Raw genomic sequence first — 13,567 nt, 5'->3', positions numbered from 1 at the left:
ACCATGGTCACCGTCGGGGCGGGACCCCGTCCATCACCAAGGACGCGGAGAGGTAGCCCCGCATCGCGGACGCGCTCGTCACCCCACGCCCCGCTTCCAGGCGGTCGACGAAGCCGGGCAGGTCCCCATGGCGTCCGGCCGCCACCGCTCCTGCGGCCACCAGCCCCGCGAAGGGGAACCGGTCCAGGAAGCTGTGCCCCGAGCGCGGGAAGCGGACCAGCGCCGCATCCGGGATGCGCTCGGCCATCGCCTCCGCCCCCGCGGGGACCGCGCGCAGGTCGTACGCGCCGCTGAGGACCGCGACGGGCACCGACAGGCCGCGCTGCACGGCCTCGGCGTCCACCGGGAGGCCGACGAAGTCGGGCTCGCGCCCGGCGCCGATGTGCGCGAAGGCCGCCGCGGGGTCCAGCGGCAGGCCGTCGGGCTCCAGGTCGTGCAGCTCACGCCGCCAGATCTCGCTGACCAGGTCGAATTCCATCACATGGGGCGCGCGCTGCTCGACCTCCCTGTCGGCCAGGCCCCGCACACGTTTCCAGGTGCCGCGCCGTCCACGGGCCACCGCCTCCAAGAGGCGCTCCACCATGGGGGCGCCGCCGAACTCGTAGACGACCGGGACCACGTCCTGGCACTCCTCCGGGGCGACGGCCCCGGACGCCACGAGGCCCCGCAGGCGCTCGGCGGCGCCGGCGGTCTCCGGCTCCTCCCCGCGCCACAGCAGGCGGCGGAGATGGTCGCGCACGACGGCGTGGTCGGCCCGGGAGCTTCCCGAGGTGCTGTCCAGCACCAGGCCCGCGACCCGTTCGGGGTGGCGCCCGGCGAAGACCTGGGCGAGCACTCCGCCGTAGGAGGAGCCCCAGACCACCGCCCGGCCGATCCCGCAGTGGTCCAGGACGGCCGCCAGGTCGTCGGCGGCCGCCGCCAGGGTCAGCGCCGCGGGCGGAAGGTCGGCGCCGCGGCGGTCCCGCCGGGACAGGCCCACGCCCCGGTGCTCGGCCATCACCGCGTCGAAGCCCCGCCGGGCCGCGGCGCGGCGCACCGGGCGGTAGGGGAGCACCGAGGCCAGACCGGGGCCGCCGGGGACCACCAGCAGGGGCATGCCGTCCGGGCGCCCCTCGCGGGCGTAGGCCAGGTCGAACTCCGCACCTCCCTCGGGCAGGACCGGTCGGGGCACGGTACGGACTCCGGGCATGCGGCGCAGGCGCTCGGCGCGGCGCGTCTCGGTGTTCATGGCGCCATCCTGGCGCACGCCGGGGGCGTCCGGGCAGGGGGCGGAGCCGACGGGTGCGTGCCGTGCCGTCGGCCCCGCCCGGTCAGCGGCGCCCGGGGCGGGCGCGGTCCTGGTCGGGGTAGGGCAGCAGGGCCATCTCCCGGGCGTTCTTGATCGCGGCGGCGAGCAGGCGCTGCTGCCGGGCGGTCACCCCGGTGACCCTGCGGCTGCGGATCTTGCCCCGGTCGGAGATGAACTTCCGCAGCAGGTCGGTGTTCTTGTAGTCGATGTACTCCACGTCCGCCAGCGGGTTCGGCTTGCGTCGCGGGTGCGCGGGTCGGCGCGGCTTCATGGTCGGTCCTCGGGGTCGGGTGTCGGTCGGTACGGGGGGCCGGGCCCCATCGCGGAACGGCCCCTCGCGGGGGTCCGGTCAGAGAGCGGCCGCGATGATCTCGTCGAAGGGGTCGTCGCTGTCCTCGTCCCGGCGGTAGCCCTCGGCCAGCTCCTCGTCGGTGAGCAGGCACGCGTCCAGCACCCGGGTGAGCCGTCCCGCGTCCAGGCCCACACCGGTGAAGGTCAGGCACTGGCAGCGGTCGCCGTGCTCGGCGCACCAGTCCAGGGCGGCCGCGGCCCGGCGGCGCTCGGAGACCAGCTCCCAGGCCGCGTCGGGCAGCGCCGCCAGCCACGGCCCGCACGGCTCCACCGACAGCGACGCCCCGGCGGCGTCCCAGGCGAGCATCGTGTCGGGGTGGCTGGCCAGCCAGAACCGCCCCCGGCTGCGCAGCGCGGCGGCGACGACGTCGTCCAGCGCGCGGTGCAGCCGGTCCGGGTGCAGCGGCCGCGAGCGCCGCCAGGTGACCGTGCGCACCTCCCCGGCCTCGCAGGAGTCCGGCGGCTGGGCGGTGGCCGGGTCCATCCGGGCCGCGGCGGCCTCCGGGTCGAAGCCCCCGTCGGCCATGGCGGCCAGCGCCTCCCGTTCCGGGGGCACCACCAGGGCGGCCGGGTTGAGCTGGAGGAGGACCGCGGTGCAGCGCTCCGGATCGGCGCCGCCCCCGGCGCCTCCGTCGAGCACCAGGCACGTGGGGTACTCGATCTGCTGGGCGAGCACCTCGGCGACGGTGCGGTCGTCCTCCTCGGCCACGGCCAGCCCGCGGTCGTCGACGTCGTCGGTGGTGGCCAGGTCGGCGACGAGCCGGTCGGCGGCCACGGCGGTGGCGACCCCGGCCAGGCGCACCCATTCGGCGATGGGCCGGTCGTCGACGACGGTGGCGGTCAGGGCCTCGGCGACCGAGCGGGGGGCGACCGTGTCCCAGGCCTCGACCACGTACAGGCTGTGCTCGCCGCGCTCGGCGAGCCCGCACAGCAGCGGGACGAGGTCCTGGCGCAGGGTGCACGAGACGCAGGAGTGGACCAGGTCGACCCGGGTGCGCTCGACGGTGCCCCAGCGGTCGCGGAGCACCCGGTACACCTCGCCGTCGCCGATGCGGCCCAGGTCGTGGTGGACGGCGAGCGCTCCGGGCTCGGCCTCCAGCAGCCGGTCGACGGCCCGCCTCCGGGCGTCGGCGTGGAGCCCGGCGACCAGGGCGACTCGCGCGGGCAGGGCCTGCTTCATCTCGGGGACCTCGCCTTCCTCAGATTGAAAACGATAATCGTTATCGTACATCGGCCGGACAGCGCCCCGTCCGCCGGGCACGGCTCTGTGCCGCACGACACACCGCTCTGGGGGCCTGGCCGCCTCCGGCCGCGGGGGTGGACACGCACAGCGACCACCCCCCGCCTGTCCGCATCCACGACCTGGAATTCCCGCCCCGCGGCCCTGAATCCATTCACGGAACGCATCCGAGGACACGGTGTCGCGAGATTCACAGCGGTAATCCCGATTCCGGCGATCACGGACATTCCTGTACGGTCGCCGGTGCCGCCGGCATTTCCGCCGGACCCCCCGCATCCGCCACCGGAACTCGAGAATGAGGAACATGACGACCGAGCCGGGCTCCCCCATCCGTTTCGCCGCCTTCACCGCCACGGCCGCGGCGGCCCTCGTGGCGCTCGCCGCCTGCGGGGGCGGCGCCGGCTCCGGCGACGACCCGGAACCGGAACAGGAGGGGTCCCAGGAGCAGGCCGCGTCCGAGCCCTCCCCCGAGCCGAGCCCGTCCGAAGCGGGACCGGAGCTGCTGGAGATCCCCGAGGGCTGCGAGGAGGTCGGCTTCACCGACACGGTCACCGCACGTGTGGACTGGGCGACCGGCCGCGAGAGCGGCGGGGTGCTCGACGGCCACCTGAGCTGCCAGATCTTCGGCGAGGGGCGGGACGACCTGGAGATCCCGCTTCCGCGCGTCGCCGACCTGAAGGTGGGCGAGGAGCCCAGCGCCGTGGACGAGGAGGGCAGGGAGCCCTCCGGTGAGCCGCAGGGCGAGGAGTTCTACGGCACCGGTGTCACCGAGCGGTTCGGCGGCGTCGCCGACCACACCGACACCGAGCTGCAGGAGAAGCTGGAGTACCACCTGCCCGGCATCCGCTTCACCCTGACCATCCTCGGCGACACCATCGGGCAGGAGGAGGCCGAGGCCATCCTGGACGAGATCGTGGAGAACGCGGCCGAGGAGCAGGGCCTGGAGGGCTGATCCGCCTCCTCGGGACGGCCGCCCGCAAGGCGGGTCCCGGCCGGGGGCGGACGGTGCGAGCCCGGGGTCAGAACCCGTCCGGGACCGGCCCGGCCAGGACGAAGGCGTTGCCGTCGGGGTCGGTGAACCCCGCCTGCCGCCCCCACGGATGGTCCTCCGGCTCCTCGACGCGCACCCCCGCCGCTGCCAGGCGCGCGCAGTCGCCGTCGACGTCGTCGCTCTCCAGGACGATGCCGTGCCCGCACCCCTGCTCGGCGACCGACAGCGCGAACCCGGTGCGCGACCCGGGCGGGGCGACCTCCAGGTGGCGCACCGGTCCGACGGTCCGGTCGGCGACGACGGCGAAGCCCAGGACCTCGGTGTAGAAGTCCCTGGCCCGGTCGAGGTCGGCGACCGGGAGGGTCACGGTCCTCGTGTGTGTGATTCCCATACCGGAATGGTCGGGACGAACGGGGCCGAACGCCAGCGGGACACACCGGCCCGGGCACACCGGCCCCGGGTGCCCTGCCAGGGCACGGAGTCCGAGGACCCCAAGGGCACGGTGTGGCGGCGGCCGCCCGGCAGGGGGCCGGGCGGCCGCCTCGGGGGAGAGGAGGATGGCCTCTCACCGTCAGGACACAGGTGCCTGCTCCTCCGGCTCCGGGACGTTCACGCCGTTCTCCCTCCCCCAGGACGCCCGGGGTCGGTCCGGTGGTGCCGTCGTCGACGAGCCTGCGACCTCGTCGGCGTCCATCCCGCATGCCTGGTCAACACGGCAGGTCTGCAGGCGGGCGGTGGCGACGGTGCTGTGCCGTTCGCCCCCGGAGGCCGACGGAGTGGGGCGCCAGGAATGGAGCCGCTGCGGCGCGTAGACGGCGAACCCCGCCGGTGGCACCGCCCCTTCGGTGCACCCGAGGGGGAGATTCAACGCCCCGGATATCGCGGGACGACACTGCCCTACGGGTTCTTGACGCCACTCGCCGTTGAAATTGTCGGACCTCGAACACGGCCCACGGGGGGAGCGCGATTCCGACAGTGCGCGCGGAAGGAGTGCGGATTTCGGTCCGTTGCCGAGGGACGCACAGGAACGGCCCGGCCGTTGACAATGCGCCGCCCACCGCTGATCCTCCCTAGGAGAGGGAGGTGACGCATTCATGGCTGGATGCTCGTGCGGTCACGGCTCTTCGTGCTCCTGCGCGCCGGGCTGCTCCTGCGGCTGCAACGGATGACCCTGTGAATCCTCAGACCCCGACCCTGGCCCCCTACCGAACCGGGCTCCCCCGGTTCCGCCGGTAGTCATAACGCGCCTCCCCGCCAGGCCCGACGGTCCCCTTCCGCAGCCGGACCGGCCCAATGGGCCCAGGTAGGGAGGCGCCGGTGTCCCCGTACCCGGGCATCCCGGCCCGTCGCCGCCGCGCGCTTTCGGCCGCGCCGCTCCCCCGCTGCACCCCCGCCACGGCCTCCGGCGGCCCTTCTCCGCCTCCCGTACCGCACCCTTCGGCCGTCCGTGTCCCGCCGCGGGCTCGCACCAATGCCGCGAACACCAGCGGGGCCGCGCCGTCGTCGGCGGCGCGGCCCCGTCCCCATGGGACGGCGTGAGCAGGGGTCAGCCGCCTCCGGCGGCGGCCGCCTTGGTCTTGGCCCCGTCGATGCCGACCAGGGTGGCCACCAGGGCCACGAGGGTGAAGACGATTCCGACCGTGAACGCGCCCGAGATCCCCTCGGTCATCACGGTCGCCGGACCCTCTCCGGCCGCCTCGGCGCCGCGGCTCGCCGCGCCGAACACGGCCACCAGCACCGCCAGGCCCAGGGCGCCGCCGATCTGCTGGAGCGCCTGGAGCAACCCCGAGGCCGCGCCGGAGTCCTCGGCGGGCACGCCGGAGACGATGACCATGTTGAGCGGGACGACGCTGCAGCCGACGCCGATTCCGAACATCACCATCGGCCCCAGGACCCCGGTCAGGTAGCCGCTGTCGGGACTGAGCGCGGTCAGCCACAGGGCGGCGGCGCTGACCAGCGCCACGCCGGTGGCCGCGATCGGCTTCGGGCCGGTCCTGGGCACCAGCTTGAGCACGATCTGGGCGCCGCCGAAGACCGCGACGGCCATGGGCAGGAACGACAGGCCGGCGGTGATCGGCGACTGCTTTAGGACCTCCTGCAGGTACTGGACCAGGAAGAAGAACATCGCGAACAGGGTGGCCGGTACCAGCAGCATGTTCAGCAGGCCGGCGGCGCGGCTGCGCTCGGCGAACAGCCGCAGCGGCATGACCGGCTGGGAGGCGCGGGCCTCGTTGAGGACGAACAGCGCCAGCAGGACCACACCCCCGGCGAAGCAGGCCAGGGTGACCGGGGCGCCCCACGCGCCCTCGGCCGCCCGCAGGAACCCGTAGACGAGTGCGGTGAGGCCGACGGTGGAGGCCAGGGCCCCCGCGATGTCGAATCGGCCCTCGTTGCGTTCGGCCTCGCGCAGCGCCAGCGGCACCAGTGCCGCCACGACGATGCCGATGGGCACGTTGACCAGCAGCACCCAGCGCCAGGAGGCCAGGAAGGTGATCACGCCCCCGGCCAGCAGGCCCAGGGCCATGGCCGACCCGGTGACGGTGGAGTAGACCGCCAGCGCCTTGTTGCGCGGCGCCCCCTCCGCGAAGTGGGTCATGAGCAGGGCCAGGGTGCTGGGACCGGCGAGCGCGGCGCCGACGCCCTGCAGAGCGCGGGCGGCGATGAGCATCTCGGCCGAGACGGCCAGGCCGCCGATGAGCGAGGCGGCGGTGAAGACCAGCACGCCGACGGTGAAGACCCGGCGGCGCCCGAGGATGTCCCCGGCGCGGCCGCCGAGGAGCAGCAGGCCGCCGAAGGTCAGGGCGAAGGCGTTGACGACCCAGGCGAGCCCGGTCGGGGTGAAGCCCAGGCCCTCGCGGATGTCGGGCAGGGCGATGTTCATGATCGTCATGTCGAGCATCAGCATCAGCTCGACCCCCACGATCACCACCAGCGCCAGGCCGGGACGGCGGGGCGCGGCGGGCGGCGGGCCCTCCTGGGCAGAGGACGGGGATGCTGTGGACACGGTTCTTCCTCCCGGGGGTGGGCGGGCGCCGACGGGGCGCCCCCATTAAGGGACGCCGACGTCCACTATATAGTGGACGCATGCGTCCACTACAAATCATGTGCGTCGACGGGCCCGGGCCCGTCGCGAGCAGCGCGGCCGAAAAGGCGGCCCAAAGGGGGGCCCGGGTGCGCCGTCGAGCGGTGCGGACACGGCGAGGGTCGCGCTCCGGCGGCCCGCGCAGGCGCGACGGCGGGGGCGCCCGGATCCGGGCGCCCGGGGCCGGTGCCTCGCTTCGCCGTGGTACCGCACTGGTGGGCGGTGGAGCGGACCTTCGCCTGGCCAGGACGTTCGGCGCACCGGCGAGGACGACGAGTACCGGCCGGTGACCTCGGAGAACGTCCTCTATCTGACGATGGGCCCGATCCTGGTTCGGCGCATGGCCCGATTCACGCCCTGCCCCTTTTCAGACGCCCTCTAAGATGGTGCCCGCGCTCGGCTCGGGAGGAGAGGTGGTCCAGCGATGCGGCCCAGAGCCGCCGATCCGGTCCCGGAGGCCCCTGCCCGGACCCGCCGCCGGGGCGAGGAGCTCAGGAAGGCGATCTTCGCCGCCGTCCTTGAGGAGCTGCGCTCGACCGGCTACGCGAACCTGACCATGGAGAGCGTCGCCGCCGCCGCGGGGACCGGGAAGTCCGCCCTGTACCGCAGGTGGCCCGACAAGGAGGCCATGCTCGGCGACGCACTGCGCGACGCACTGCCCGACCCAGACGAGGTCCCGCACACCGGCGACACCCGCACCGACCTCATCGCCCTCCTGGGCTTCCTGCAGTCGGTGTTCAACCACACGAGCGGCACGCTCTTCCAGGCGCTCGCCTCGGAGGTGGGCACCGACACCGGCTTCATGCGCGCCCTGGTCAACGAGCACGTGGTCGCCCCCTGCAAGAGGCGCATCCGGGAAGTACTGCGCACCGCATCGGACGGCGCCCCGGAGAGCGACCTGGACCTGCTGGCCGAGGTCGGTCCGGCGATGCTCACGCACCGCTGCCTGACCGGCGAGGCGACCATCTCCGACGACTACGTGGTGGACGTGGTCGACGTCGTTCTGGCGCGGCTGACCGGTCAGGCTCCCGCCGCCTCGGTCGCCTCTGCGGGGAGCCCGCACCCTCGGCGGTGATGCCGCCTGCGCCGTCCGGTCCCATTCGACCCGTGCGGTTCCCACTCGGCCCGTGCGGCCTTGCCCGGTGTCCGACTCGGGCCGGGCGCCCGGCCCGCAGCGACGGTGCCGCGGGGCCGGGGGCCGGTCGCGGCCACGGCGCTCGCGCAGGCCGACGGGGGTTCACCGGTCCCGCGCGGAATTGGCTAAGACGGCCGCGACGGGCGCCCGCCTTGAGCGAGACGCGGCCCCAGCGGCGCTCACCCGGTATCTCCGCAGGTCGACCGGCCCGTTCGAGCGGAAAAGAGGACATCTGCCCTGGCGGGCCGGTCCGCTCGCACCGGCGACTCCCGGGAGACGACGCGGAGCCGGTGCCCGGCCCGCCGCGGCGTCCGCCGGAGTCGTGCGGCCTTCGGCGGCCGTGACCCGCTGCCGGCGAGGCCCCTGCCAGGTCCTCGAAAGGTGGGACAGGCCCCGCCTGGAGTCAACCGATCTCGCAGACGCCCGCCGACGGAAGCCTCGGCTCCCCGGGGACACGACCTGGTCCACGCCCGGCGGCGCCCTCGTTCCCGGTCGGTGGCGCCCGGCGGCCGCACCCCCGTCACTTCGCACGTCGCGGGCCGGTCGCCGGGCGCCCGGCGAGGGGTGGCACCGTCGCCGTGGAGCGTCCGCCCCGCCCCGGTGTGCGCACGCACTGCTGCTGCCGGTGTCCGGGGATGAACGACGGCGAGCGGGGGCGGGGCGTGCCCCCGTCGAGGACGGCGGCCACGCCTGCCTCCCTCTCAGCCTCGCAGCGCACAGGCGCAGGTCAAGGGCGGGCCACCCGGATGCCCGCATCCGGCCGCGCCCGTAACGCGCAGAACCCGCGTGAACACCCCTTGTAGTAGGACATGGGCGGACTTAGACTCACGCGAGCCCCAAAAGGGCCGGACGCTCCCCCACCCGCAAGGAGTCCGCACATGACGCGACGGGTATCCCCGCTCACCCTCGTCATCGCCACCATCGCCGCCCTCATCGGCGGCGGCGCGGTCGCCGCCCCGGCGGCCGCCTCCCCCGCACCCGCACCCGGCGGCGACGCCGCCGTCCAGCAGACGGTCCTGCGCTACGACGTCAGCAGGGCCGGAGAGTTCCAGGACGCGATGGCGGCCGGTGCCGCCGAATGGAACGCGGCCGTGGACAACGTCGAGCTGGTACGCGCCCAGCCCGGCCAGCGCGCCGAGATCACCATCGTGGCCACCAACGGCTGGCCCATGGCGACCCTGGGCCCGGTGCGGCCCGGCGGGTCGGCCACCATCTGGTTCGGCCGCCAGGCCGTGCAGCAGGGCTACGACACGGTGCGCATCGCCTCCCACGAGCTCGGGCACAGCCTCGGGCTGCCGGACGTCAAGCCCGGGCCCTGCTCGTCCCTGATGTCCGGCTCGACGGGCGGCGTGAACTGCACCAACGCCACACCGAACGCTCGGGAGCGCTCGCGGGTCGAGCAGCTGTACGGCGGCGGTGCCTCCGCGCAGACCCCGGCCGCGGGCACCCTCGTCGTCGACCGGCCCTAGGCCGTTCCGCCGGGGCCGCGCCGCAGGGCGGCGGCCCCGGCCCCGGCGCGGCCGTCCACCGGGGGCCGCCACCCGCCGTCGGGCGGGCGGCGGCCCCTTCGCGTGCCCCGCGGGTGCGACCCGCAGCGCGCCGGTCAGCAGGAGCCGTCGAGCATCCCCGTCAGGGCGGCCTTCTCGTCGCTGTCGACGGCCAGGCCGTAGCGGTGCTTGGCGTTGATCCAGGACTTGGCGTAGTCGCAGTGGACGGCCGAGCGCGAGGGCTGCCAGTCGGAGGGGTCCTGGTCGCCCTTCCCGCGGTTGCTGGAGGCGGTGACCGCCCACAGCAGGGGGCCCTCCACGTTGTTGGCGAAGGACCAGCGCTTGGACGAGGACCAGGTGTCGGCGCCCGAACGCCAGGCCTCGGCCAGCGGGACCAGGTGGTCGATGTCGAAGGTGGAGGGGTCGGTGGTGGTCTCGCCGTCGAAGGCGCTGAACCAGGTGCCCGAGACCGCGCGGCAGGCGTTGTCGGTCTCCACGTTCTCGCCGTCGCGGCGCAGGACGTATTCGCGGGCGTTGCAGTTGCCGTCGACGGCGCCCCAGTGCGGAAAGAGGGACCGGTCGTAGGGTTCGGAGGCGCCCTCGGGGCGGACCTGCAGCCCGGCGAGCTGGCTGCGGGCCTCGGAGGCGGAGGGGATGCCGGGCGGAAGCGACGCGGCGGCGGCCGGGGCGGCGGGCAGGAGCGCGGCAGCGGCGGCCGCGGCGAGGGCGGCGGCAAAAAGGCCGAGAACACGCCGGGGGGTTCGGTGCGTCATGGGGCTCCGTTTCCTCGGTGAGCGGGGTAGGTCTTCGGCGCCTTGCGGCGCTCCGAGCGTCCCCCGCCGAGGCGAGCCGCACAATGACCCTCGGTTAACGGGCGATGACGCGTGTCGAACCCGGGCGGTGCGCGGGTGGTTCCGTTCACGGGTCCTGGCGGCGTTCGTCGGACCGCGCAGACGGCACGTGCCGCGGAGGTGGGACCGTGTCGAGGGGTTCCGAGTGCGCTGCAGGGCCCGGAGCGCCTGTTCTCCTTCTTCGACGGCCGCCGCTCTCGCGGGCACGCATCGGTCGTCGGGCACGCCGAGCAGAGCGGGCCCCCTTTCCAGGCGGTCGAAGGCCTTCCGGCGTAGGGCGGTCGCTGCCGCGAGGGGTTCCACCACCAGTGGACGCGGCCCTCTCGCCGACGGCGTGGCCGCAGGAGGGGAGCGCCCGCAGCAGGGCGAGGACGAACGGCCTCAAGGCGCGGCAGGCGGCGGCAGTCGGCGACGCGGACGGCCGTGGTGTCCCGTTTCGGGTTTATCGGAGGCTCGGAAGCAACGCTCGGCCCCCGGCTGAGACCTCTTCTCACGGGGAGGAGCCTGCTTCGGACCCGGCCGACGGGACCCGGTTGTGCAGCGTCTCGGGGGTGGTTCCCGGCTACTCGCCTGCCCGCGGCAGCGCTCCGGGGCGTGCGACCGGGCCCCGGCGGGCCCCGACCGCCGTCCCTGCGGCGCGTTCACGCAGCCCATAGGGGTACTCCCCCGGTCCTGGCATGCCTGTCCTCCTTCCCGGGCCCGAGAGCCTCCATCACACCCGGAACGAAACAGCGGTGCCGTCAGAACCCGTCGGCACCACGGCCGTCCGCGTCGCACCGGGGCATCCGAGTGCTGCCAGAACCGGCGAAGAGGCACTCCCCCTTCGTCGGCGTACTCACGCGGCCGGGTGCCCGTCGGACGGTCCTCAGCGTGCGCCCGGGTCACACCCGCTGGATGAGGGCAATTTCCGTCCGACCAGGTCAGCCTGCTGGTTACGGCCCTGGAGCAGGTCGGGCCGCCCTCGAAGCCCTGACCTGAGACCCGCCCTTCGGCGGGCGGCCGGGGGCGACCGCCGGATGCGGTCGCAGTCGGCAGAAGCCCCACCACTCCAGCGGACGCCGTCCCGCCGCCCCGTTGTCCACAGGCGGCGAACCCGGTCCCCGTCCGGCCCGCCCATTGCCGCACTCTGGTGCCGCCGGTCCGGAGAGGGGCTCCGGTCCGGGACGGGAGGTGCAAAGGACATGCGGATCGTGAGAGGTACGGTGCGCGCGTGGGCGGCGGTGCTCGCCATCGTGGTCGCCGCCGTGGTCGCCACCGCTGCGGCGGCACCGGGGACGACCGCGGGAGCGGGAGCGGCCCCGGGTGCGGAGGACACGCCGGAGCCGGAAGGGGGAACGGTGGACGGATTCGCGATCGGGCACGTGCCAGCGGCGCTGGCCGAGGGCGCGGAGGTGGAGGCCTCGGAAGTCTCCTTCACCTGGGGCGGGGTGGATTTCACCGCCCGAACGTGGGAGAGGGCACTGGCCGGAGGGGGATTCCGGGTGGAGCTCCAGGTGCTGGTGATGCGCGCAGAGACGCTGGCCGGGCCGGAGGAGCTGCGGGCGTTCCTGGCCGAGTACCACGAGCGCGACGCGCAGGAGTGGGAGCTGGAGGAGTTCGACCACCGGGGGTCGCCCGGGTTCATGGGAGCGGCGGAGGCGTTCTGGCTGGAGGACAGGGGCGTGGCCGTGGAGGTCCGCGACAGCGCGGACCTCCTGGGGCGGGAGGAGGTCAGAAGAACCGCCCTGGGGATCACCCGAGAGGAGGGGTGAAGGGCGCTGAGCCGGAGGCGATGGCCGAGCGCTTCCGGCACGGGCACGACGACACGGAGGCGATAGGCCCTCCGCTCCCACGGGGAACCGGGACGCGCCTCTTCGGGTCGGTCCCCTGACGGACGGCCCGTCCGGAGCGGCCGCTCGTCCCGGCCCGCCCCTGCGGCGCGGACGGCCGCAGGGAATCCGGCCCTGCGATCCGCCCGCCGGCCCATAGGGAGGGCCGTTCCGTCCAGGTCCGCCGGCCCCCCACGGGCGAGGGGGCCGGTCAGGGGTCAGGGCCGCGCGCGGTCGCCCGGCTCGTCGGGCGGCGGTGCGCAGGATTTCAGGACGCCGTCGTAGACGTCGATCTTCGTCTGCACGAAGCGGCGCGCCTTGGCGACGCTCTCCTCCTGCGCGCGCAGGCGGTCGAGGTGGTCGGCCATGATGCGGCGGCGCTCGTCCGCCGTGGCGTCTCCCTGGCGGGCGAGCCGCGTGTAGCGGACCATCTCGCGCACCGGCATCCCGGTGTCGCGCAGCACGAGCACGGTCTCCAGCCAGTGCAGGGTGTCCCGGTCGTAGCGCCGCCTGCCGTCTCCGTCCCGGGGGACGGGGCCGACCAGTCCGATCCGTTCGTAGTAGCGCAGCGTGTCGGCCGTCAGCCCCGTGTAGACGGCGGCCTCGGCAATGGACAGTCCGTCGGTCTCGACTACAGCCATGGCCGTCAATGTACGCCTCTTCCCGCACGGGGAGGAGAGTGGTCCCAGGCCCAATCCGACCGGCCGGCACGGCCCGGCTGCTCCGGCCGCCTCGGCCGGGGCGCGCCGCCGGACACCGGGCCTGTGAGGGCGGGTCCGGCGGCGCCCGGACTCAGTCCTCGGCGCCCGCCCGGGTACCGCCGACCGACGTACGGCGCAGGGCCCGCCGCCGGGCCCGCTCGTGGGCGTCACGGAGCAGCCCGACCGCCCTGTCGAGCGTCCGCTCCCCCGGCACGACGACGGCGATCCACCCCAGGGAGCCGTACACCGGGTGCGGCAGGAACACGTCGGAGGCCGCGAAGTCCGGCGGGCCCGCCGCGCCTTCCGCGCCCTCCCCCGCGACCTCGGCGGCGACGGCCTTGCCGACGTGGACATTCAGCCGCCACCGCCCTTCCCCGTCGAGATCGGACGCGGTGTCGTCCGGGTAGTCCTTCGTGACGATCGTGGCGTAGGGCTGCTCCCGCTCGGGGACATTCCCGTCGGGCGCGTAGTAGAAGAAGTGGTCGCCCCAGGCGAGTTCGGGGAACCCGCTCCCCTCGGTGGGCGCGAGTTCCAGCACGCCGTCGAGGGCGCGCACGGCTTCGAGGATCCGCTGCATACTCATGGTTGAAGTGTGGGGTTGAAGTGCTTATGGAGGGTTGGCCCATGGCGGAC

12 protein-coding genes are annotated in these 13,567 nt (G+C 74.5%); 4 read left to right on the top strand and 8 right to left on the bottom strand.

Going from position 1 to position 13,567, the window contains the following annotated elements; translation table 11 throughout:
- Positions 1-7: 7 nt before the first annotated feature.
- The 3 genes from D476_RS0124340 to D476_RS0124330 form a co-directional block, all read right to left on the bottom strand.
- Positions 8-1,228 (bottom strand): alpha/beta fold hydrolase, encoded by a 1,221-nt coding sequence (locus tag D476_RS0124340; protein WP_017626529.1) that lies wholly within the window; start codon positions 1,226-1,228, stop codon positions 8-10.
- Positions 1,229-1,310: 82 nt separating this feature from the next.
- Positions 1,311-1,559: a 30S ribosomal protein S18 gene (rpsR, locus tag D476_RS0124335; RefSeq protein WP_017626528.1), complete on the bottom strand. Its 249-nt coding sequence runs from the start codon at positions 1,557-1,559 to the stop codon at positions 1,311-1,313.
- 78 nt (positions 1,560-1,637) lie between these two features.
- A complete protein-coding gene (locus tag D476_RS0124330) occupies positions 1,638-2,819 on the bottom strand; it encodes a CobW family GTP-binding protein (protein ID WP_017626527.1) in 1,182 nt (393 codons plus the stop codon).
- 364 nt (positions 2,820-3,183) lie between these two features.
- Between D476_RS0124330 and D476_RS0124325 the strand changes: the two genes are divergently transcribed.
- The gene (locus D476_RS0124325; protein ID WP_017626526.1) at positions 3,184-3,831 is read left to right on the top strand and encodes a hypothetical protein; all 648 of its coding nucleotides are present in this window, start codon (positions 3,184-3,186) and stop codon (positions 3,829-3,831) included.
- Positions 3,832-3,898: 67 nt separating this feature from the next.
- Here D476_RS0124325 and D476_RS0124320 read toward each other — a convergent pair whose 3' ends face one another.
- Together D476_RS0124320 and D476_RS0124315 are read right to left on the bottom strand one after the other, a co-directional pair.
- Positions 3,899-4,261 carry a VOC family protein gene (locus tag D476_RS0124320; protein ID WP_026123817.1) on the bottom strand — a complete coding sequence of 121 codons (363 nt, stop codon included), beginning with the start codon at positions 4,259-4,261 and terminating at the stop codon, positions 3,899-3,901.
- A gap of 1,155 nt (positions 4,262-5,416) precedes the next feature.
- Positions 5,417-6,874 (bottom strand): MFS transporter, encoded by a 1,458-nt coding sequence (locus D476_RS0124315; protein ID WP_017626524.1) that lies wholly within the window; start codon positions 6,872-6,874, stop codon positions 5,417-5,419.
- A 502-nt stretch (positions 6,875-7,376) separates the two neighbouring features.
- On the opposite strand from D476_RS0124315, the gene D476_RS34370 reads away from it, so the two are divergent.
- Complete coding sequence (locus D476_RS34370; protein ID WP_017626522.1) at positions 7,377-8,027, top strand: TetR/AcrR family transcriptional regulator; 651 nt, start codon at positions 7,377-7,379, stop codon at positions 8,025-8,027.
- Positions 8,028-8,965: 938 nt separating this feature from the next.
- Positions 8,966-9,556 (top strand): snapalysin family zinc-dependent metalloprotease, encoded by a 591-nt coding sequence (locus tag D476_RS0124305; protein WP_017626521.1) that lies wholly within the window; start codon positions 8,966-8,968, stop codon positions 9,554-9,556.
- A 134-nt stretch (positions 9,557-9,690) separates the two neighbouring features.
- On the opposite strand, the gene D476_RS0124300 is transcribed toward D476_RS0124305, so the two are convergent.
- Positions 9,691-10,347, bottom strand: coding sequence for an HNH endonuclease family protein (locus tag D476_RS0124300; protein WP_017626520.1), 657 nt, complete (start codon positions 10,345-10,347; stop codon positions 9,691-9,693).
- Between the two features lie 1,259 nt (positions 10,348-11,606).
- Between D476_RS0124300 and D476_RS0124295 the strand changes: the two genes are divergently transcribed.
- Complete coding sequence (locus tag D476_RS0124295) at positions 11,607-12,176, top strand: hypothetical protein (RefSeq protein WP_026123816.1); 570 nt, start codon at positions 11,607-11,609, stop codon at positions 12,174-12,176.
- A 275-nt stretch (positions 12,177-12,451) separates the two neighbouring features.
- On the opposite strand, the gene D476_RS0124285 is transcribed toward D476_RS0124295, so the two are convergent.
- Positions 12,452-12,874, bottom strand: a complete 423-nt coding sequence (locus D476_RS0124285) for a MerR family transcriptional regulator (protein ID WP_017626517.1) — start codon at positions 12,872-12,874, stop codon at positions 12,452-12,454.
- 151 nt (positions 12,875-13,025) lie between these two features.
- The gene (locus D476_RS0124280) at positions 13,026-13,511 is read right to left on the bottom strand and encodes a DUF6194 family protein (RefSeq protein ID WP_017626516.1); all 486 of its coding nucleotides are present in this window, start codon (positions 13,509-13,511) and stop codon (positions 13,026-13,028) included.
- Positions 13,512-13,567: the final 56 nt, after the last annotated feature.

Origin of the sequence: Nocardiopsis chromatogenes YIM 90109 (assembly GCF_000341185.1) — a bacterium.
Classification (GTDB): domain Bacteria; phylum Actinomycetota; class Actinomycetes; order Streptosporangiales; family Streptosporangiaceae; genus Nocardiopsis_A; species Nocardiopsis_A chromatogenes.
Note: the sequence above shows the minus strand (reverse complement) of the source record. Positions and strands in the feature narration are given on the sequence as shown.